Here is a 20,829-nt window from a genome sequence, read left to right as displayed (position 1 = left end):
TCGAATTCGACGCATGTTGAGTCGTGGCATGACCAACACCCTGATCTTGGCGGTGACGGCCACCTTGCTGGCGGCACCTTCCTCCCAGGCCACCCCTCAGAACTCGGCTCCGGAGGTCGAGGATGAGCCTTGGGTCGAGGGTGATGAGGTCGTAGCCCAAGCCGTCGAAGGGGATAGCGCGGCACGGGAAGCGTCCGTCACCACTTTGGAAGCAGCGGAGTGGCCCGAACCGGAGATCGTCGACCTCACGGTCGAGGCCGACGGGTCCGAAGACGTTGACGCCTTCTCCCTGATGGAGGAGGACGGGAAGGCTGTGGTGGGCATCGGTACGGTGCCCGACGAGCTGCTGAATACCTGGGAGATGCCACTCCCGGAGGAGGAGGTTTCGCAAGAGTCGTCCGGTCGTGAAGAGCGGAGGGCGCCCCGAGAGCCGGAGGATGAGTCCAGGACGGAAGACCCTACCGAAGACCTCGAAGCCGAAGACGAGCAGAACGAAGACCCCGCTGCTGAAGAGCCCGACTTGCCCGAAGAGAACGGCGGGGACGAAGCAGCCGAAGACGAGAGTACCGTCGCCGACCCTGTCGAAGACCAAACCCCACAGGCTGTTGAGTCGGCGCAGGTGGCACTCCTGAGCAAGGACGAGGCCACCCAAGCAGGAGTGGACGGCCTTCTGCTGGAGGTGACCCGCACCGATGGCATCGAAGCCCCCGGTCCGGTCGAGGTCGTACTCGACTACTCCGAGTTCGCCTCCGCCTTCGGCGGCGACTACGGCTCTCGCCTTCGTCTCCTGGCCCTGGCCGACTGTGACGGTGACCAGGGGGAAGAGTGCACCCAGGCCTACGACCTGGGATCCACCAACGACCCGGCGACCAAGACCCTGAGCGTCATCAGCCCGGCCACCACCTCTGGGGTCATGCTCATGGCTGCTGCGGGAGGGGACGGCGGTAACGGTGACTACCAGGCCAGCGACCTGTCGCCCTCGGCCTCATGGGACGTGAGCCTGCAAACCGGTGACTTCTCCTGGACCTACCCAGTGGAGGTCCCGGACGTGGCCGGTGACCAAGCTCCTGACATCGCCCTGTCCTACTCCTCCGGGTCCGTCGATGGACGCACCGCCTCCACCAACAACCAGGCCTCATGGATTGGTGAAGGGTTCGACTACCACCCCGGGTTCATCGAACGCACCTACATCCCCTGTAGAGAAGACGGCCAGAAAGACCCGAACAAGACGGGAGACATGTGCTGGAAACGGCACAACGCCACCCTGTCCTTGAACGGTATGTCCAGTGAACTGCTGCTCGACTCCGACGGCACCTGGAGGATGCGCAGTGACGACGGTTCCAAGATCGAACGCCTGACCGGCGCCACCAACGGAGATAACGACGGCGAGTACTGGAAGGTCACCACCACCGACGGCACCCAGTACTTCTTCGGCCGCAACCGCCTTCCCGGTTGGTCCTCGGGAAAACCGGAGACCAACTCGGCCTGGAACATGCCCGTCTTCGGCAACGACTCAGGCGAACCCTGCCACAAGTCCTCCTTCGCCGATTCCTGGTGCCAACAGGCCTGGCGCTGGAACCTGGACTACGTCGTCGACGTACAGGGCAACGTCATGACCCTGCACTACACCAAGGAGAAGAACCACTACGGCCGCAACAGGAAGGCCGACGACGGCACCTCCTATGACCGGGGCGGCTACCTACGTCGCATCGAATACGGACTGGACAAGGACGACGTATTCGCCACCGCCCCGGCCCGCGTGAACTTCACCGTCGCCGAACGCTGCTTGACCACCGACTCCTTCGACTGCGCACCTGAAAAACGGGAAAAGACCAACGCCAAGCACTGGCCCGACGTTCCCCTGGACCAGGACTGCAAGGCCGACGCCAAGTGCACCGACAAGCTCTCCCCGACCTTTTTCAGCACCAAACGCTTGGAACGCGTCACCACCCAGATCCACGACGGCTCCTCCTACTCCACCGTCGACTCCTGGAAGTTCGCGCACCGCTTTCCCGCACCGGGAGACGGCACCGACCCCACTCTGTGGCTGGACTCCATCACCCACACCGGCCATGTGGGCGGCACCCTGGCCAACCCAGCGCTGACCTTCGCAGGCACACCCATGCCCAACCGTGTCGACTCCACCAGCGACGGCGTCGCACCCCTCAACAAGTGGCGTATCACCGCCGTCTACACCGAGACCGGCGGCCAACTCGACATCTCCTACTCCGACCCCGACTGCACCGCCGGCTCCACTCCCACCCCGCACACCAACACCAAACGGTGCTATCCGGTGAAATGGGTGCCCAGCGGTCGTGGTGACGACGACATCACCGACTGGTTCCACAAGTACGTGGTCACCCAGGTCCTAGAGGTCGACCTGGTCACCGACCAACCCGACGTCGTCACCACCTACGACTACCGGGGCGGCGCTGCCTGGCGGTACATGGACGCCGACGGGTTCACCAAGGACGATAAACGCACCTGGTCCCAGTGGCGTGGCTACGAGGTCGTGCGGGTCAACTCCGGTCTCGCCGACGGTACCCGCTCAGAAGAGGAACACCGGTTCTTCCGGGGAATGCACGGCGATCACCAACCGAGCGGCACACGCAGTGTGAAGGTCACCGACACTCAAGGCGGCGAGCACACCGACCACGACCGCTACAACGGGCAAACCCTGGAAACACTGACCAGGAACGGGCCCGAGGGCGAGGTGGTGGAGAAGGAGATCACCCTGCCCTGGAGCCGTAAGACAGGTTCACGTACCTACTCCTGGGGCACGTTGGAATCCCACCAAGTCGATGTGGCCTCGGTACGCGGCTACACCCCTCTCGCCGAGGGCGGGTGGCGTCAAGACCGCACCGACACCACCTACGACGACCACGGTATGCCCACCGAGGTCTTCGACCACGGAGACGTCTCCAAGAGCGGAGACGAGGTGTGCGCACGCACCACGTACGTGCGCAATGCCGGCCTTCACCTGCTGGAGTTGTCCTCCAGGGAAGAAGTGGTGTCCGTGGGATGCGACACCACCCCCAGCCGACCTGACGACGTGATCGCCGACGCCCGTACCCATTACGACGGAAAGGCCTTCGGCCAGACCCCGACCCAAGGGGTACAGACCTCATCGGAACGCCTGGTCGGCTACGACGGAACCACCCCCCGCTACCAGGTCACCGACATCTCCACCTTCGACCGGTACGGCCGTCAGCTCACCCAGACCGACGCCGAAGGAAACACCACCACCACCGAATACGTCGACCACACCGGCGGTGGTAACGCCACCACGATCACCACGACCAACCCGGCCGGACACGTCAGCTCCATCGAAATCGACCCGGCACGCTCGCTCACCGTCGCGGAGATCGACGCCAACAACAAACGCACCGACCTGGCCTACGACCCACTAGGTCGTCTGACCGAGATCTGGCTCGCGGACCGGCCCAAGGGTGACGCCACCCCGAGCATGAAGTTCGCCTACCACCTGTCCAAGGACGCCCCCACCTACATCGCCAGCAGCGCGCTCAACCCCCACGGCGACTACATCACCAGCTACCAGATCCACGATGGCTGGCTTCGCGTACGCCAGACCCAAGGCCCCGCCTCGGGCGGCGGGCGCCTGATCAGCGACACCCTGCACGACTCCCGCGGCCTGCAGACCCAGACCCGTTCCGCCTACCCGAACGAGGACGCCCCCAGCGGAAACCTCTTCGTCGTCAACAACACCGATGAGATTCCCCGTTACACCAACACCGTCTACGACGGAGCCGAACGCCCCCTGCACCAGGTCCAGATGTCTCGGGGCCAAGAGCAGTACCGCACCAGTACCGAATACGCCGGCGAACAGACTCGGATGACCCCGCCTGAAGGCGGTACCGGCACCACCACCATCACCGACCCGCGTGGCAACACCATCGAACTGCGCCACCACCACGGGCGCGAGCCGGCCGGTGACTACGACGCCATCCACTACACCTACACCCATGGTGACGAACTGGAGACCGTCACCGACACCGACGGCAACGAATGGCGCTACACCTACGACATCAACGGCCGCCGAACCTCCACCTCGGACCCCGATACCGGTACCACCACCTACACCTACGACGCCTTGGACCGGGTGACCTCCAGCACCGACGCCCGCGACCAGACCCTGGCCCACGTCTATGACGACCTGGGCCGCAAGACCGCCCTGCACGAGGGCTCCACCGATGGCCCCCTGCGCGCCGAATGGGTCTACGACACCCGGGCCAAGGGCCAACTGACCTCCACCACACGCCATGACGGTGGACTCGCCTACAGCAACCAGGTTCTGTCCTACGACGATCTCTACCGGGCCGTGGCCACGACCGTCACAGTCCCGCAGGAAGAACTCGGTCTGGGCGGAACCTACCGGTTCATCACTCGTTACAACCCCGACGGCAGCATCCGTAGCCACATGTCCCCTGCGGCCGGTGGGCTCGGTCAAGAGAACATCAGCTACACCTACGACGACCTCGGCAAGGTCACCGCCATCGCCGGTGAAGGCTCCTACGTGACCGCCGCCGAGTACTCCAAAGTCGGCAACCTCATCATGCGGACCCTGGCCCGAACCTCGAGCAGCAACGACCGCTACTGGCAGGCCTGGGACTACGACGCGGCCACCAACCGACTCAACGAAACCTGGATCACCCCCCGTTTCGGCGCAGGCTCCCTGCAACACCTGCACTTCGCCTACGACGACGCCGGTAACATCCTGTCCCTGCGCGATGAACCCAGCGATAGCGAACGCCCCGCTGACGTGCAGTGCTTCGCCTACGACCACATGCGTCAGCTCACCGAGGCCTGGACCCCCGACGCCACCGGAGCCGAGGCCTGCCAGGCCGCACCCCAGGTGGGGGAACTGGGCGGACCGGCTCCCTACTGGCACTCCTACACCTACGACGCCGTCGGCAACCGGGTCACCGAAACCCAACACGGCGGAATCGGGGGAGCTACCGAACGCACCTACACCCACCCCGACGCGGGCCAGGACCAGCCGCACACCCTGACCCAGGTGCACGAGACCGGACCCGCGGGCGAGCGACTGGAGCACTACGACTACGACGAGGCCGGAAACATGGTCTCTCGTACGACCCCCGCCCACGAACAAGGTCTGGAGTGGGACGCCGAAGGTCTGCTGGTGCGGGTCGATGACGCGGCCAGTGGAGAGACCACCTACACCTACGACGCCGATGGTGGCCGACTGATCCGCCGGGACGCCACCACATCCACCCTCTACCTGCCAGGGATGGAGGTCCAGTACGAGCGCTCCTCACTGGTCACCCGAGCCCTGCGTTTCTACCAACACGAGGACGAGACCATCGCTGTCCGCGACGCCGATGGCAACGTCACCTGGGTTTTCGCCGACCACCACGGCACCGGACAACTGGCCGTGACGGCCGTTGGGGGAGAGGTCACCCAACGCCGCTTCACAGCGTTCGGCGCCGATCGCAGCATCGGGTCGGGAGCCTGGCCCAGCGAACATGGATTCGTCGGCGGAACCATCGATGCCTCCACCGGTCTGACCCAGATCGGAGCCCGTGCCTATGACGCGGCGGTGGGCAGGTTCATCTCACCCGACCCGGTCATGGACGTGTCCGACCCCCAACAGATGCACGGGTACGCCTACGCCAACAGCAACCCGGTCAGCTTCACCGACCCCGACGGATTGTTCCTGCGCAAGACCTGGAACCGAATCCGACGTACCGTCAGCCGGGTGCGCAACCGGGCACGTGCCTCGGTGCGACGGGTGTGGAACTCCTCCCGGGTACGCAATATCCGTTCCACGGTGCGCCGGAACGTGGTCCACCGGGCTCGGCGTCACGCCAACTTTGTACAGCGAACCGTACGCAGGGTTCCTCAACGGCCGCGCAACTTCGTCGCCGGTGTGGGTAGCGCGCTGACATGGAGCCCGATGCGTGCGTTGGGTGATTACGCGGTGCGTAAAACCGGGGTGGGGAGGACCTGGGACCAGCACATGGCGAATGTGGGGGTCAACTCCAACTCCAGATCCTTCCAGGCCGGTGAAACGACGGTGGACATCGCCGTGGAGGTGGCCACCGGCCCCATCCCCGCAGGTAGTGCGATGCGTGCTCTGCGTAACGGCGACAAGATCAAGGATCTCATCAAGAACCTCCGCCGTGGTGGAGGTAGTAGGAACAGTGAGGGCCCTAGCTGTAATAGCTTTGCCCCAGGGGCCTTGGTGCTGATGTCCGATGGCACCAGCAAACCCATCGAAGAGATCCGAGCCGGCGAGCAGGTTCTGGCCACCGATCCCGAGACGGGAGAGGAAGGCCCGCGCGAGGTCCTGGCCACGATCATCGGCTCCGGGATCAAGACCCTGGTTGAAATCACTGTGGATACCACCACCCAGATTGAGGTGAGCGAACTCGACCAAGTCACGCTGGATGAGGTGAGTGGCCTACCAGGCCCGACGGTACTCGGTGACGTCATCATCGCCACCGACGAACACCCCTTCTGGTCCCCAGAATCAGAGACGTGGGTCGACGCGATCGACCTGGTGCCGGGTATGTGGCTACTTTCCTCTGAGGGCACCCTGGTACAGGTCAACGGTATCCAGGCCTGGACACAAACGGCCAAGGTCCACAACCTGACAGTACAGGGAATCCATACCTACTACGTTACTGTGGGTTCGTTGGATGTTCTCAATCATAATGCCCAAGAGAGATGTGAATTTTTTACTCCTGGCTCAAATGCGCATGAAGGTGTTGCTCTGGAAAATGGTGATATTGAGGCTCCCGGGGTGCGGGATCTGGTGAATGAATCTGGGAATCGTTGGGGATGTCATACGTGCGGGGCAAGAACATCCGGACTGAAGTCAGGGAATTGGGTTCCGGATCATATGCCGCCAACTTCTCTTGTTTCTCCGGGGACTCCACAAACAGCATTTCCGCACTGTGGCACATGCTACCGGAGGCAAGGAAATGCCGTGAGAAATCTTCTCAAGGAATGGATGAATAGGGGAATGTCTTAATGGTCAATTCGGGATGCATTATCGGAAGTATTTCAAAAAGAATTGAGTTTGCCTATATTCTGATCGAAGCTGAGGAAGCTCGAGAGGGGTCGGATCACGGCGACTGGGATTCGGAAAGCGACGCTGTGCATTTGCTTGCAGGATCTCTTGCTGTTGCTGTCCGAGTTCCAATGGAGGGCGAGGTAAGTCTGCAAGTTATTGAGGGTGTTCAAGCGGATGACTTGCTGCCTATTCCTGTATTCTCTGGGTCGGTTGGAAATAATAGTGGAAGGTTTGTGGTTTCTGATCCGCTGGATACCTTCTGTATAAAATTTTTCTCCTCTGGGATATTCGAAGTTCGAGTGGATGAACATCAGGCTGCTAGGGTTCAAGTTATAGTTCGATAGGTTACTGATCTTTGAGGTGGGTATTGACGGGCGAGGATTCCTGTCGTGCCATAAGGTATGGAGGGCCCCGAGCCCCGCAAGAACGCCACGACCGTCGCATGCTCGCCGCCGCCCTGTTCGGTCCGGTGAGCATCCCCAAACCCACATCGCCCGCATGCTCGATGTCTTCCGCCAGGCCGTCCACCTGTGGCACAACGCCTGAACCCAAGGCGGTATCCACGCGCTGACCTCTGGCTGGCAAGGGGCCCAGACCTTGCTGCCACCCCCGAGCAGGAACGCGAACTCATCGCCCTGCTCATGCAGGGCCCCAGCGCCCATGGGTGGAACGGGGGCTTAACCCCGGATGTTGGACACGGGGATGGTTGATTACGCCGCGGCCGCCAGCATAGATGCTCTGGAGGCCTCGAAGTCGTTCGGAGACACGTTCTGGCAGTGTGAGTGACGACGACGGGTGTTGTAGCGGTGAGCCCACCGGAACACCGTGCGCCGCAACACCGCCTCGTTTGCGTACACGGCCTCTCCGGCGAGGGTCTCGCGTTTGAGTGTGGCGTTGAAGCTCTCCGCAGCGGCATTGTCCGCGCTCGACCCGATCACCCCCATCGACTGGACGATGCCGAGCTCGGCACACAACTCCCCGTAGGCCCGGGAGGTGTAGACCGACCCGTGGTCGGAGTGGAACAGAGCCCCGACAAGGGCGCCCCGGCCGCGGGCGGCCGCCCTCAGCGCGTCTGCCACGAGTTCGGTACGCATGTGGTCGGCCAGCGCCCATCCAGCCAGCTTGCGAGAACACAGATCGATGACCGTGGCCAGGTAGAGGTTACGCCCGTCCGCCAGCGGCAGGTAGGTGATGTCTCCGACGTACTTCTCGCCGATGTTGTGGGCGGTGAAGTCCCGACCCAGCAGGTCGGGGTGTTTGCGAGCGCCTTGGTCGGTGTCCGTGGTCCGCACCCGTCGGCGAAGCCGGATCCCGGCCAGGTCGTGCTCGCCCATCACGCGGGCGATCTTCTTGTGGTTGATCCGTGCATCCTCGGCTGCTCCCTCGTTGAGGTCGGCGGTGATCCTGGGCGCTCCGTAGGCGGCATCGCCGCCCTGTTCCGGGTCCTGCAAGGAGCGGATCCGCTCGGCCAGGACCACGTCCGCCACCTGGCGGGCCGCACGGGCGGGGGCTGCCTTGAGTCAGGCGTAGAACGAGGACCGGGCCAGGCCGATGACCTCGCACAACCGCTTCACCTCGAAGGTGTGTCGGTGGTCGGCGACGAACTGGAAGCGGTTCACCAGTTCGTCTCCCCGGCGAAATACTTGGCCGCTTGGCGCAGGATGTCGCGTTCGGTCTGAAGCTTGTGGCGTTCGGCTTGTTCGGTGGCCAGGTCAGCCTCCAAGCGGGCGATCCTGGCGGCAGCGGTCTCGCCCTTGGGCGTTGTACCTGTGGCGGGTGCTGGGGTGGGGCGTCCCGCGGGGTGCTGGGCGTAGACCCAGTTCTGCAGGGTGCCTCGGGAGATGCCAAGGTCCGCTGCGATCGCCTTGAAGGTGGCGCCCGGGGTGTTCAGGTAGAGATCGACCGCCTGCTGGCGGAACTCCTCGGAGTAGGTCTTGCGGGCCATGCCCTGATTCTCGCTTCCCCCGACACCTGTCGGGTTCAGCGTGTCCAAGATCCAGGGTCAAGGCCCGGAGTTGCCCGCGTTCAGATGAGGCGGGCCTGCCCCGACGAGTAGCAGGAGGGAGGAAGGGGACACCTTCCGGGACGGTGGAACCCGGCGCGGCCCGCAGCGACACGCGAAGGCCCCGGTCCTGACCCACGGCACGGGTGATGGTGGAATGACCGACCCTGAACAGCAGGCCCAGCACGGTGTGCGGCAGGTCGTGACGCAGGTGGATCAGGGTGACCACCAGCCGATCGGCGAAGACCAGCCTGTGCCAGGCGCCCGCCCCGGCAGCCCGCTTCTTCTCCCCACCTTGGGACCGATGCCGGTGGTCCTCGGTGGCCATTTCCCAGGGGCGGGTCAGGACCGCGCGATTGGCCCTGGTCGTCACGACCAGGGAATGCCATGGCTCTCCAACGAAGCCTCACTCGCCATCACACACCAACTCGTTAATGAGCGAAAAACGGTGCCTCGTTCTTCTTGATGGGTGAGGCGATCGATACACGGCCGACCACCCATCTATGACCCACCACCCACCCCCCACCACGCGGGTGCTGCTCATCGACGGCACCCCTGGGGCCACCGCCCTGTTGTTCCTGGCCTCCCAACGAGTCCTGCCGCCCTTCGACGCTGTCTTGGTGCCCGACACCGGATGGATGCTCTCCCACACACGTCGCGACCTAGAGCGACTGGCCGACGTCGCTGCCGCCACCGGCACGAGATGGGCCCACGCCCGCACCAGCAACACCGCTCACGAGACGGTGAACGGTCCGCTCATGCCACTACCGCTGCACACCCTGACCGCCGATGGCACTCCTGGGTACCTTCCCCACAGGTGCGCACATCGTCAAGGAGTGGCCCTGTCCAACACGGTGCGCCGCCTACTCGGTCATCCTCGCCCTCAGGCCGTGCCCGAAGGCGTGGTGGCTGCGTGTGCCATTGGTGCAACCCTCGACCACACCGCTACACCAGACCCCACCGGGCCGACCTACATCCGCTTCCGCCGGCCGCTCACCGCTCTTGGATGGACCGACGCCGACTGCGCCGCTCTACTGGCACACCACGACCTTCCCACCACGATGGACCTGGCCTGCATCGCTTGCCCGCAGCGAACCAACACCGACTGGCGGTGGGTACGAAACAAAGCCCCGCAGGCCTTCGTCGAGGCGGTCGCGGTGGACGCCACCCTTCGGCGTGGACACCCCGATCCGGCACTGCGCGGTACACCCTCCGGCACTGCGTTCTACCTTCACCCCGGCCGGGTCCCCCTAGCGCAAACCGACCTGGAAGCCGACAGCGGCACCGATCGGTCCGCGTGCGCGCCCTGGCGCCGTTTCGGCGCTCATAACCCACCCACCGAAACCCACGTGGACGGAGATGAGCGATGACCACCGAACCCGCACTGCGACTGCTCTCCCTGGGCGCCGGGGTCCAATCCACCACCCTGCTCCTGCTCGCAACCCAAGGCACCATCGAACCCTTCGATGCCGCCCTGTTCGCCGACACCGGATGGGAACCCCGCCAGGTCTACGACCACCTAGAACGACTGGAGCACACCGCCACTGAAGCGGGCATCCCCATCATCCGCGTCAGCAACGGCAACATCCGCGACGACGCCTTGGACGAGCGGCACCGGTTCGCTTCGATGCCGCTCTTCGTACGGGGTCCTGAAGGCCGGCGTGGGATGGCTCGTCGGCAGTGCACGGGCGAGTACAAGGTCCGCCCGCTCAAACGCCAAGCCCGGCACCTGCTGGGCTACCCCCACCCCAGCCGGGTGCCGGCCGGGGTGTACGCCACCCAGGCGATCGGGATCAGTGCCGATGAGGTCCACCGGGCCAAGGACGCCGATGTTCGCTACCTCGAGAACATCTTCCCCTTGCTGGACTTGGGATGGACCCGCCAGGACTGCCGCGAGTACCTGACCACCCACGGATGGGGCACCACCCCACGCTCGGCCTGTATCGGCTGCCCCTACCGGTCCAACACCACCTGGGCCGAACTCGCGGCAACCGAACCCGCCGCGTTCGCCGACGCGGTCGACTTCGATGCCGCGATCCGGCACGGGCATCCGGCAGCGGCCAAGCGCGGCATGCCGCTGCGCGGCACCTACTATCTGCACTCCTCCCGCCGTCCCCTGGCGGAGGTCGACCTCGGCATCGACAACGGCCCCGAACCGGAAGGGTGCTCGCCCTGGTCCTGCCGCGGCGATACCGACCAGGAACCGGCACAGGGCGGTGGTGCCCAGTGATCACCACCGGGCGAACAGCCGCCCTTGAGCGCTCGGTGTCGATCGGTTCGCTGTGCACCGGCTATGCCGGGCTCGACATGGGTGTGGCCGCGGCATTGGGGGGGAACTCCCGCCTGTCCTGGGTCGTTGACAACGACCCCTACGTCATCAGGCTCCTGGCAGACCGTTTTCCCACGGTCCCCAACCTCGGTGACCTCGCCTGCGTGCACTGGCCACGCGTGCCACCGGTCGACGTGATCACTGCGGGCTTCCCCTGCCAGGACATCAGCGCCGCCGGCAAAGGGGCCGGTATCGAGAAAGGAACCCGATCCAGTGTGTGGATGCACGTCATGGAAGCCGTTCGCCATCTTCGACCACACCTACTCGTGCTGGAGAACGTTCCCGCCCTCCGTTGGAGGGGCCGAGGCTTCGACCGCGTACTCGCGGACCTGGCCCGCACGGGGTATGACGCACGCTGGTGCTGCGTACGCGCCGGCGACGTCGGAGCACCCCACAAACGTGAGCGAGTGTTCGTTGCTGCCCACCCCGTGCGCCAGCGGCGGAAACGGTGGTCGCCTCACACCCGAGGAACGACGCCAGCGCGGCCAACAGATCCGGCTCGTCGATGTGCTGTGCCACCCACCCCACACCCTCGCGTACGCACCCGCCCACACGACGCACCCCACCGGACACCGCACGCGCTCGTCCGAACGTCTGTTGCCCACGCCCTGCGCGAGCGACGGAACCAGGGGGATCTCCAACCGGAACGATTCAGACGGGCGCCTCACACTGCCCTGCGTGGCCATCGCTATGACCACCGACACCCACGGCCATGCTCCACCCCGTTCGCGTACGGATGGGGAGACTACGAACCCGCGATCCGGCACTGGGAAACGGTGCTCGGCACCACGGCACCCCCACCCACCGAGACCGGAACCCGAGGACAACCCCGGCTGAGTGCCGCGTTCGTCGAGTGGATGATGGGCCTCCCCTCCGGATGGGTCACCGACCCGCACCTCGGCATGCCGCACTCGGCGCAGATCCGCACACTCGGCAACGGGGTGTTGCCGCAACAGGCGACCACTGCCGTGCGGCGCCTAATACTCGACCTACCCGACGGCTCTGTTCACCCCGGGCGCCGTTCCTGTTCAGAGACTGCTGGGGAGGGGATGCCGTGGTGTTGCCGCGGTACTGGCGGCATGAACGGCGGTGCCGCGTGAGTGAACGGCAGCGACCTGAGAACAGGCGCCGCGAGCGGGTTCCTCAGCCGCTGAGCGCTACCTACGCTTCGAGTTCCTCCGGGGAGTCCGCACCGCTGGAGTTGTTCACTCCAGCCCAAGCCGCGGAAAAGCTCAAGGTTCCCGAGTCTTGGCTACGTAAGCGCGCCTCCGGGCGCCAAGTGCCGTGCACCTTCATCGGTAAGCACCTGCGGTTCAGCGCCGAGGACCTGGCCCAGATCATCCGTGACGGTCATCGCGACCCCGTAACCGGACCTGCCGGACGCTCCCGGAGAAGAATCGAGTAACCCCAGGAAAGGAGTTCGTACGCATGGCGTACGCAGAGAGCCGGGGTAAGACCTGGCGCGTCAAGTACAAGAAACCCAACGGATCCTGGGCTTCGGAGTCCGGGTTCGAGACCAAGAAGGCGGCACTGGCTTGGGGTCGTGACCAGGAGACGGACATCCGCAGGAGTACCTGGATCGACCCCAAGCACGCTGAGGAGAGGTTCGGAAGCTTTGCCGAACAGGTCTTCGTCAAGGCCCGATTGGCGATCAACACCCGCGCCAAGTACCGCTCCTAACTGGACCGACACATCCTGCCTCAGTGGTAGGACTATCCGCTGGGCGCGATCTTCAACGACTACCAGGAGATCGAGGGGTGGGTGAAGGACCTGCACGAGGAACTCACCGAACCGTCGGTGGCCTCGGTCTTCGCCTACTTCTCCAGGATCCTGGAAGTGGCGGTCAAGGAACGCAAGATCCCCGCCAACCCGGCCCGAGGTGTACGGGTGACCTCGGGGGAGTACGTGGGTGAGCGTCAGGTCGCCACCCCCTCCCAGGTTTTGCGGGCGGCGATGCGCCTGCACCACGGCTTCGGCCAGGCCGGTCTGGTGTTGGGGCTGATGAACTCCTACACCGGCGCCCGGTGGTCGGAACTCGTCGTGCTCCAGCCGCACGACTACGACGAGGTCAACCACGCCATCCCGGTGCGTACGCCCCTGCGTGAGGTCGCCGGGGCACTGGAGGCCGCTAAGAAGCCCAAGACGCCAGCGGGTAAGCGGTGGGTCCAGCTGCCGCCATTCCTGGACCTGCTCTACACCCATCTGATCGAGGGCTGTGAGCACGAGTACCTGTTCACCGGCCCCCGGGGCGGGCTACTGCGGCGAGGGAACTTCCGGCAGAGGTTCTGGCGACCGGCCTGGGACGGTGCCCCCGCCAGCGAGCCGCAGTGGTTTCAGGGCGCATTGTTGCGAGGGATCACCTTCAACGAGGCGGGACGGCACACACAACGCACCTGGTTGGCCGATGAGAACATCCCAGAGGTGGCCAAGGCCGCACGATTGGGGCACACCCTGCCCGGGATGGCGCGGATCTACGAACACGTGACCCCGCAGATGCAGTGGCGTGTACTCACGGTGCTGGAAGAGCGCTGGCAGCGGAGCGTGGCGGCTCTCACCCACAAGGAACGGGAGCGGTTGTTCGGTATGGCGCCGATGCTCGAAGAGCACTTCCGTGTAAACAGCGAAAGCGGGCTCCCGGAGGAACCCGCTTCGATGATGATCTTCTTCGCCGCCACAGTCAGATAACTCTCTGACCCGCGGTGCTACTTGTGGGCGATACAGGACTCGAACCTGTGACCCCTACCGTGTCGAGGTAGTGCTCTAACCAACTGAGCTAATCGCCCTGGGTGGAACTGGGAGGTGGAGACGGGATTCGAACCCGTGTAGACGGCTTTGCAGGCCGCTGCCTCGCCTCTCGGCCACTCCACCGAGTACACGTGGGCGGGGTGAACCGCACCAGCGTCTCCTCCGAGCGGACGACGGGATTCGAACCCGCGACCCTCACCTTGGCAAGGTGATGCTCTACCAGCTGAGCCACGTCCGCGTGCTTTCGGGCCTGACCACCGGTTTTTGCCGGGGCCGTGCCTTGCCGCTGGTTAAGACTTTAGCGGAGATTCGACGGACGGCAAAATCGATGTTGGGCGGGGTTGGGTGCGGCGGTGGTCGACGTGCCGAGGGCACCCGGTAGCGTCCGCGACACAGGGCCCGGTAGGGACGGGGCGCACCTTGCCGGAGAAGGAGGATCTGACCGTGGCGGAGGAGTGCGGGAGACACCAGGGGGAGACGACCTGGTCAAGGGCTCGGGAGCTGGCCCGGGGACTGGGGGAGCGGCGGGGTTGTCCCGTGGTGGACCTTCCGCTGGAGGGGGCCCTGGGCGGCCGGTTGGCCGAAGACCTGAAGGCGTTGGTGGGACTGCCCGCCTTCGACGCCTCGGCGATGGACGGGTACGCGGTGGCCGGCCCACCCCCATGGAAACCGACCGGAACCCAACTGGCGGGTACCCCGGTGGCCGGACTGTCGTTGACCGCCGGAGAGGCGGTGGAGATCGCCACGGGCGCGCGGGTTCCCAAGGGCACCGAGTCGGTGTTGCCCTACGAACACGCCGAGGTCGTGGACGGGTGGGTGAGCGGGGAAGCGCCGCCCGGCCGGCACGTGCGCTGGAGCGGTGAGGAGACCGCCCCCGGCGAGACCGTGCTGGAGGCGGGCACCGAGGTCACCCCGGCGGCGCTGGGACTGGCCGCCTCGCTGGGGCACGACACGCTGCCGGTGCGGCTGCCCACCGTGGAGGTACTGGTCACCGGGGACGAGATCACCGCCGACGGACTACCGGGGGAGGGAGCGGTACGTGACGCCATCGGCCCGCTGATGCCCGGGGTGGTGTCCTGGGCGGGCGGCCGACTGCTGCGTACGCGCCACCTGGGTGACGGCCATGACGACCTGCGCGAGGCGTTGATCGGGGGCGGGGCCGACGTGGTGGTGGTGTGCGGATCCTCCTCCAAGGGCCCGGCCGACCATCTGCGCGCCGTCCTGAACGGACTCGGAGCGAACGTGGTGGTGGACGGGGTGGCCTGTAGACCGGGACACCCGCAGTTGTTGGCGCACACCGAGGAGACCGTCTTCGTGGGTCTGCCCGGCAATCCGAACGCCGCGCTGGTCGCCTCCCTCACACTGCTGGTCCCACTGCTGGCCGGGATGGTCCGCCGGGACGAGGCGACCCTGGGGTTGGGTCGAGCGCCGTTGGTCGGTGAGGTCCGAGGACGGAACGGGGGGCGGACCCGGCTGGTGGCGGTGCGCGTGGTGGACGGTCGCGCCGAACCGGTGGGTCACGACCGACCGGGGAGTCTGCGAGGGGCCGCGCTGGCCCGGGCCTACGCGGTGGTCCCACCGGAAGGCCCGGGGACGGATGTGGAACTACTCCGGTTGCCGGGGACGTAGGCCCCCGCCGGTTCCGTCCCTCGGCGTGGAGTCGGGGACCTCGGTCACCGATCGGATGTGCCATGAACCACAGGGGGCGGCCCCGGGGAGAACACGCTCCCCGGGGCCGCCCCTACCTCACCGAACCCGGGCTCGTGCGCCCTCTTCGGATTCGGACACCTGGGTCGAGGCCGGGACCGGGGTCTCCACGGCCGGGTTGCCCCGCCCTCGCAGCAGGAACCAGGCTTGAACGGCCGCGACCAGCACGATCACCACGGCGATCGTCGAGGTCAGGTGCATGCCGTCGGTGAACGCGGCCCGCGCGCCGTCCATCAGGGCCGCGCCCGCGCCACCGCCCACCTGGTCCGCGGCGGTGGCCGCGCCGCCCAACGTCTCCCGTGCCGCCTCGGTGGCCGCGGTCGGAACCCCGTCCAGTTCGGTCAGGTTGGTCCGGTAGAACGCGGTCAGCACACTGCCCAGCACGGCCACACCGAGCGCTCCGCCCATCTCGTAGGCGGTCTCGGAGATCGCCGAGGCGGCGCCTGCCCGCTTGGGCGGGGCCGCGGACATGATGGCGCCGTTGGTCAGGGTCTCGGCGAAACCGGTGCCCAGGGCGATCAGCGCGAACGCCGTGGCGACCAGGACCACACCACGAGTGACGTCGTCGGCGGGCGTGAACAGCAGGGCGGCGAACCCGCTCGCGGTGACGGTCAGGGACACCCCGAGCACGGTGGACAGGCTCAGGTGGCGGGCCACCCGGGCGGCGACCAGGCCGGCGACGACGGAGATCACCAGACCGGGCACCAGCACGATGCCGGCGCGCATGGGCGAGACACCGAGGACCAGTTGCAGGTACTGGGTGAGGAAGAACAGCGACCCCACCATCGAGAACACGATCATCAGGTTGGTGACCACGGCGACGCTGAACACCCGTGAGCGGAACAGGTCGACGTCGATGAGCGGGTCCGCGAGCTTGCGCTGGCGTCGGACGAACAGGTAGCCCAGGGCCAGGCCGAGCACGAGGGAGACGACCGGCGCCACCGTCAGGCCCTCGGAGGCCAGCTTCTTGATCCCGTACACGACGGGCAGCATGGCGCCGAGCGACAGCACCACGCTGACCAGGTCGATCCGGCCGGAGTCGGTGTTGCGCGACTCGCGCACCAGCAACGGCACCAGGATCAGGATGAGCGCCATCACCGGCAGGTTGATCAGGAACACCGAGCCCCAGAAGAAGTGTTCCAGCAACCAGCCGCCCAGGATCGGGCCGAGGGCGGCGCCACCGGAGAACCCGGACGCCCAGATCGCGATGGCGAGCAGGCGCTGGCGTGGGTCCAGGAAGATGTTGCGCAGCAACGACAGGGTCGAGGGCATCAGTGAGGCGCCCGCGACGCCCAGCAGGGCGCGGGCGACGATCAGGGTCTCGGCGTTGGGCGCGAAGGCCGCGAGCAGGGAGGCCACGCCGAAGGCGGCCGATCCCGTCATCAGCAGGCGTCGTCGCCCGATCCGGTCACCGAGCGAACCCATGGTGATCAGCAGGCCGGCCAGGATGAAGCCGTAGATGTCGACGATCCACAGCAGTTGACCGGAGGTGGGGCGAAGCGCCTCGCTCAGCGCGGGTACGGCGAACCCCAACACGGTCATGTCGACCGAGATCAGGACCACGGGCAGGACCAGGACCGCGAGTGCGGCCCACTCGCGCGGACCCGCGAGCGCGGGCGGGGCCCCGTCGCCCCCGTGTGCGCGGACAGGGCCGTTTCCGGCCTTGGCGGAACTCATCTTTCCCTCGTTATCGGATCGCAGGGTCTCGCGCGACTCGTGTGAGGGCGCGGAGGTGGCCCGGGACGCGAGGTGTCGTCGTGTCCGGGCTGGGCGGGAAGTCTGGTCGACCGGTCGGGCCGCGGGACGCAGGACCGGGACTCTTCAACCGTCCAGCCGGTACAGTACCGTCCAGCCGGTACAGTGTCAATCGTGAGTACTTCGAACACACGTGACCGCATCCTCGACTCGCTCCAGGACATCCTCGTCGGCGTCGGTTACTCCGCGGTGACCCTGGAGGCCGTGGCGCGCGACGCCCAGGTGTCCAAGGGGGGACTGCTGTACCACTTCCCCTCCAAGGCCGCCCTGATGAACGGGCTGGTCCAGCGGCTGGTCGAGCTCGCCGAGGCCGAGTTCAAGGAGGCCCGGGAGGGCGGGGAGGGCGTGGTCCGGGTCTTCCTGCGCACGTCGCTCCCGCAGAGCCCCGAGGAACGGGAACTGTACTGGGCGCTCATCGCCGCCCTGCGCAGCCACGAGGAGTTGGAGGAGGAGGCGGTCCGGCACGTGCAGTACCTGTTCGCGCACTGGCGTGACCTTCTGCACGAGGAGCTCACCGACCCCGTTCTCGCCGAGATCATCCTGCGGGCCGGGGACGGCCTGTACATGGCGGCGATCGCCGGGCTGGGCCGACCCGACCCCGAACTCACCCAGAAGATGATCGACCGCCTGGTCGAGGAGTCGGACCGGGTCCGGCGTCACCGCTAGCCCGGCGGCCCCTACACCCGGTCCTCGAAGACCTGGACCTCGGTGCCGCGCACCGGCACGCGCAGGCTCCGCGTGAAGCCCTGGTCCTCGTAGTAGCGGACCAGGGCGCCGTCCCCACCGGCCCAGCAGTCCACCCGCACCAGGGACGTCCCCCGCTCGCGCGCCCGCCTCCGGGCGTGGTCCAACAGGCGTCCGCCCACGTTGAGCCCCCGGTGTCCGCGGGAGACCAGAAGCAGGTGCACGTACAGCTCGGGTTCGGCCACGGGCGGGGTGTAGGAGATGGGGGTGTCACTGACGGCCAGTGCCCCGACGGTCGTCCCGTCCACCTCCGCCAACCACAGTTCCTCGGCGGCGATCTCCTTCACCTTCGCCACCTTGTCGGGGTCGCTCGACCAGGGTTCGGTGCCCCACTGGGCGCCGGACCCGCGTTCGGTCAACCAGGCCACCGCCTCGTCGAACAACCGCGTCAGCGTCGGAACGTCCTCGGTGCCGCCTCGGCGTAGCCGCATGGGCTCACTCCCGTGCTCGTGGGGGCGTGTGCGACGTGCCCCGCCGGTGAACAGGACGCGTCGAGGGCATGATGCCGGCCCCGGTTCCCCTCGCGCCGGCCGTTTTCGTGGTCCCCTGTACGGGTCCGGAAGGTGACAATGTGGTGCTGTTCACGCGTCCGGGAACGTGGTTTACTTCCCAGTAACTTCGTTGCCGTAGTCGGGTTTCGTGCCGGTCACGGGCCTGCTTACCTGGTGAGGTGAAGTGTGCACTACCTCGATGAGTGGGGTGTGCCGGGTCGACCCGGGGGCCGCCCTTCGCGAGACTGTTCCCACCTCGCCGGGGTGTCCACGGGGTGAGAACACGTAGACGGGAAAGTGGGGAGCGGATGCACAGGCTCACCAACCAGGTACGACCGTACGCCTGGGGAGCGCGGGCCGCCATCCCACGGCTGTTGGGTGTCGAACCCGACGGCACGCCCCAGGCGGAGCTGTGGCTGGGAGCCCACCACGGCGCGCCCAGCACCGCGCACTGCCGGGACGGCTCCAGGCCCCTGCCCGAGCTGATCACCCAGGACCCCGAGCGCGTGCTCGGTCCGGCCACCACCGAACGCTTCGGCGCCCGTCTGCCCTACCTCCTCAAGTACCTGGCGGCCGAGGCGCCCCTGTCCCTACAGGTCCATCCCGACGCCGCCCGCGCCCGCTCCGGATACGAGGCCGAGGAGAGCGCCGGGATCCCGGTCGACGCCGCGCACCGCAACTACCGGGACCCCCACCACAAACCCGAACTGCTGCTCGCACTGGAACCGTTCGACGCCCTGTGCGGTTTCCGAGAACCCGCCGCGACCCACGCCGACCTGGTCGGTCTCGACTCCGACCTGTCCGTGCGGCTGCGCGAGGACCTGTCGCACCCCGACACCCACGCCGCGCTGCGCGCCGCCCTGACCCGCCTGCTCAGCCTCCCGGGCGCCGACCGCGGTCGGATGATCGACGAGTTCGTCGCCGAGTGGGTCGAACGCGACCGCGTCTGCGCGCACGCCGAGATCGTCGCCGACCTGGCCGCCCGCTATCCGGGCGATCCCGGGGCGATCGCCGCGCTGCTGCTGAACCGGCTCACCCTGTGGCCGGGCCAGGCCCTCTTCCTGCCCGCGGGCAACCTGCACGCCTACCTGCAGGGCACCGCGGTGGAGGTGATGGCCAGCTCCGACAACGTGCTCCGCGCCGGGTTGACCGGCAAACACGTCGACGCCCCCGAGTTGCTCGACGTGGTGGACTTCTCCGTCCTGCCCATCCCCTACGCCCGGCCCGACTTCCTCGACGGGCGCCGTGAGTTCCGCCCGCCCGCCCCCGAGTTCGCGCTGCACGAGATCGGCCCCGGCCGCGTCACCGCGCACCTGCCCGGGGCCGGACCCACCGTGATCCTGGTCCTGCACGGCGAGGTGGAACTGGTCGCCGAGGTCGGCGAGGGCGTCACCCTGAGCCGTGGTGAGTCGGTGTTCGTGCAGGCCGACAGCGGGCCCATCAAGGTCGAGGGGCGGGGCCACGTGATCGCCACGACCGTCGGGTCGCACTGAACCATTCCGGGACGAGTGCACCGACAACACCGATAACGTGGGCCTCGCATTTCACAGAAGCGAGAGGGGACCCGTTATGGCGCTTGAGCGTCCGGAGATCGACTTCATCGAGGGCCCGCCGCCCGCCGACCTGGAGGTCACCGACATCCAGATCGGCGAGGGCGAGCAGGCCGGCCACGGCAGCAGCGTCAGCGTCCAGTACGTCGGGGTCGCCCACTCCACGGGCGAGGAGTTCGACGCCAGCTGGAACCGGGGCGAGCCGCTCAACTTCCGTCTGGGTGCGCGCCAGGTCATCCCGGGCTGGGAGCAGGGCGTCATGGGCATGCGCGTGGGCGGCCGTCGTCAGCTGGTCATCCCGCCGAACCTGGCCTATGGCGACCGTGGCGCCGGCGGCGTCATCAAGCCGGGGGAGACCCTGGTGTTCGTGGTGGACCTGGTCGGCGTCAACTGACCCGGTTCCGTCCCGTCGGGGGCTGACACGGCAAGGGCCCGCGGCACGCCTGGGC

General features: G+C 66.7%; 14 protein-coding genes, 3 tRNA genes and 2 pseudogenes. 12 read left to right on the top strand and 7 right to left on the bottom strand.

Annotated features, from left to right (window positions below; all coding sequences use genetic code 11):
* Positions 1-28 precede the first annotated feature (28 nt).
* The gene (locus ACWGKS_RS13320) at positions 29-7,015 is read left to right on the top strand and encodes an RHS repeat-associated core domain-containing protein (protein WP_452522709.1); all 6,987 of its coding nucleotides are present in this window, start codon (positions 29-31) and stop codon (positions 7,013-7,015) included.
* A complete protein-coding gene (locus ACWGKS_RS13315; RefSeq protein ID WP_452522707.1) occupies positions 7,015-7,401 on the top strand; it encodes a hypothetical protein in 387 nt (128 codons plus the stop codon). The genes ACWGKS_RS13320 and ACWGKS_RS13315 overlap by 1 nt, the downstream gene beginning before the upstream one ends.
* A 366-nt stretch (positions 7,402-7,767) precedes the next feature.
* Here the strand turns inward: ACWGKS_RS13315 and ACWGKS_RS13310 are convergent.
* Both ACWGKS_RS13310 and ACWGKS_RS13305 read right to left on the bottom strand, forming a co-directional pair.
* Positions 7,768-9,002: pseudogene (locus tag ACWGKS_RS13310) on the bottom strand (IS3 family transposase).
* Positions 9,003-9,207: 205 nt separating this feature from the next.
* A pseudogene (locus ACWGKS_RS13305) lies at positions 9,208-9,387 on the bottom strand (transposase family protein); the annotation flags it as partial.
* A gap of 175 nt (positions 9,388-9,562) precedes the next feature.
* Here ACWGKS_RS13305 and ACWGKS_RS13300 point away from each other — a divergent pair.
* The 6 genes from ACWGKS_RS13300 (at position 9,563) to ACWGKS_RS13275 (ending at position 14,073) form a co-directional block, all read left to right on the top strand.
* Entirely contained in the window at positions 9,563-10,429 is an 867-nt protein-coding gene (locus ACWGKS_RS13300) for a hypothetical protein (protein WP_452522705.1), read from the top strand.
* On the top strand, positions 10,426-11,289 hold the full coding sequence (locus ACWGKS_RS13295; protein ID WP_452522704.1) for a phosphoadenosine phosphosulfate reductase domain-containing protein: 864 nt from the start codon (positions 10,426-10,428) through the stop codon (positions 11,287-11,289). The genes ACWGKS_RS13300 and ACWGKS_RS13295 overlap by 4 nt, the downstream gene beginning before the upstream one ends.
* Entirely contained in the window at positions 11,223-12,488 is a 1,266-nt protein-coding gene (locus ACWGKS_RS13290; RefSeq protein ID WP_452522702.1) for a DNA cytosine methyltransferase, read from the top strand. Before ACWGKS_RS13295 ends, ACWGKS_RS13290 begins: the two co-directional genes overlap by 67 nt.
* Complete coding sequence (locus tag ACWGKS_RS13285) at positions 12,443-12,793, top strand: helix-turn-helix domain-containing protein (RefSeq protein WP_452522700.1); 351 nt, start codon at positions 12,443-12,445, stop codon at positions 12,791-12,793. Before ACWGKS_RS13290 ends, ACWGKS_RS13285 begins: the two co-directional genes overlap by 46 nt.
* A gap of 23 nt (positions 12,794-12,816) precedes the next feature.
* Positions 12,817-13,068, top strand: coding sequence for a hypothetical protein (locus ACWGKS_RS13280; RefSeq protein ID WP_452522698.1), 252 nt, complete (start codon positions 12,817-12,819; stop codon positions 13,066-13,068).
* A gap of 81 nt (positions 13,069-13,149) precedes the next feature.
* Positions 13,150-14,073 (top strand): hypothetical protein, encoded by a 924-nt coding sequence (locus tag ACWGKS_RS13275; protein WP_452522696.1) that lies wholly within the window; start codon positions 13,150-13,152, stop codon positions 14,071-14,073.
* 24 nt (positions 14,074-14,097) lie between these two features.
* On the opposite strand, the gene ACWGKS_RS13270 is transcribed toward ACWGKS_RS13275, so the two are convergent.
* From ACWGKS_RS13270 to ACWGKS_RS13260, 3 genes are all read right to left on the bottom strand, one after another.
* Positions 14,098-14,171: transfer RNA gene (locus ACWGKS_RS13270), tRNA-Val, on the bottom strand.
* A 14-nt stretch (positions 14,172-14,185) separates the two neighbouring features.
* Positions 14,186-14,256: transfer RNA gene (locus tag ACWGKS_RS13265), tRNA-Cys, on the bottom strand.
* 42 nt (positions 14,257-14,298) lie between these two features.
* A tRNA-Gly gene (locus ACWGKS_RS13260) sits at positions 14,299-14,371 on the bottom strand.
* A 182-nt stretch (positions 14,372-14,553) separates the two neighbouring features.
* Between ACWGKS_RS13260 and ACWGKS_RS13255 the strand changes: the two genes are divergently transcribed.
* A complete protein-coding gene (locus ACWGKS_RS13255; RefSeq protein WP_358511441.1) occupies positions 14,554-15,762 on the top strand; it encodes a molybdopterin molybdotransferase MoeA in 1,209 nt (402 codons plus the stop codon).
* A 117-nt stretch (positions 15,763-15,879) separates the two neighbouring features.
* Here ACWGKS_RS13255 and ACWGKS_RS13250 read toward each other — a convergent pair whose 3' ends face one another.
* A complete protein-coding gene (locus tag ACWGKS_RS13250) occupies positions 15,880-17,517 on the bottom strand; it encodes an MFS transporter (RefSeq protein WP_358511438.1) in 1,638 nt (545 codons plus the stop codon).
* Positions 17,518-17,709: 192 nt separating this feature from the next.
* Between ACWGKS_RS13250 and ACWGKS_RS13245 the strand changes: the two genes are divergently transcribed.
* Complete coding sequence (locus ACWGKS_RS13245; protein WP_358511436.1) at positions 17,710-18,261, top strand: TetR/AcrR family transcriptional regulator; 552 nt, start codon at positions 17,710-17,712, stop codon at positions 18,259-18,261.
* Positions 18,262-18,272: 11 nt separating this feature from the next.
* On the opposite strand, the gene ACWGKS_RS13240 is transcribed toward ACWGKS_RS13245, so the two are convergent.
* Positions 18,273-18,770, bottom strand: a complete 498-nt coding sequence (locus ACWGKS_RS13240; RefSeq protein WP_358511433.1) for a GNAT family N-acetyltransferase — start codon at positions 18,768-18,770, stop codon at positions 18,273-18,275.
* A gap of 368 nt (positions 18,771-19,138) precedes the next feature.
* Here ACWGKS_RS13240 and manA point away from each other — a divergent pair, with 368 nt between their 5' ends.
* Positions 19,139-20,323 carry a mannose-6-phosphate isomerase, class I gene (gene manA, locus ACWGKS_RS13235; RefSeq protein WP_358511430.1) on the top strand — a complete coding sequence of 395 codons (1,185 nt, stop codon included), beginning with the start codon at positions 19,139-19,141 and terminating at the stop codon, positions 20,321-20,323.
* A 76-nt stretch (positions 20,324-20,399) separates the two neighbouring features.
* Positions 20,400-20,774, top strand: coding sequence for an FKBP-type peptidyl-prolyl cis-trans isomerase (locus ACWGKS_RS13230; RefSeq protein WP_358511427.1), 375 nt, complete (start codon positions 20,400-20,402; stop codon positions 20,772-20,774).
* The last annotated feature ends 55 nt before the right edge of the window (positions 20,775-20,829 follow it).

The organism is Nocardiopsis sp. NPDC055879 (assembly GCF_053615935.1).
This window is presented reverse-complemented; position numbering and strand designations above follow the sequence as displayed.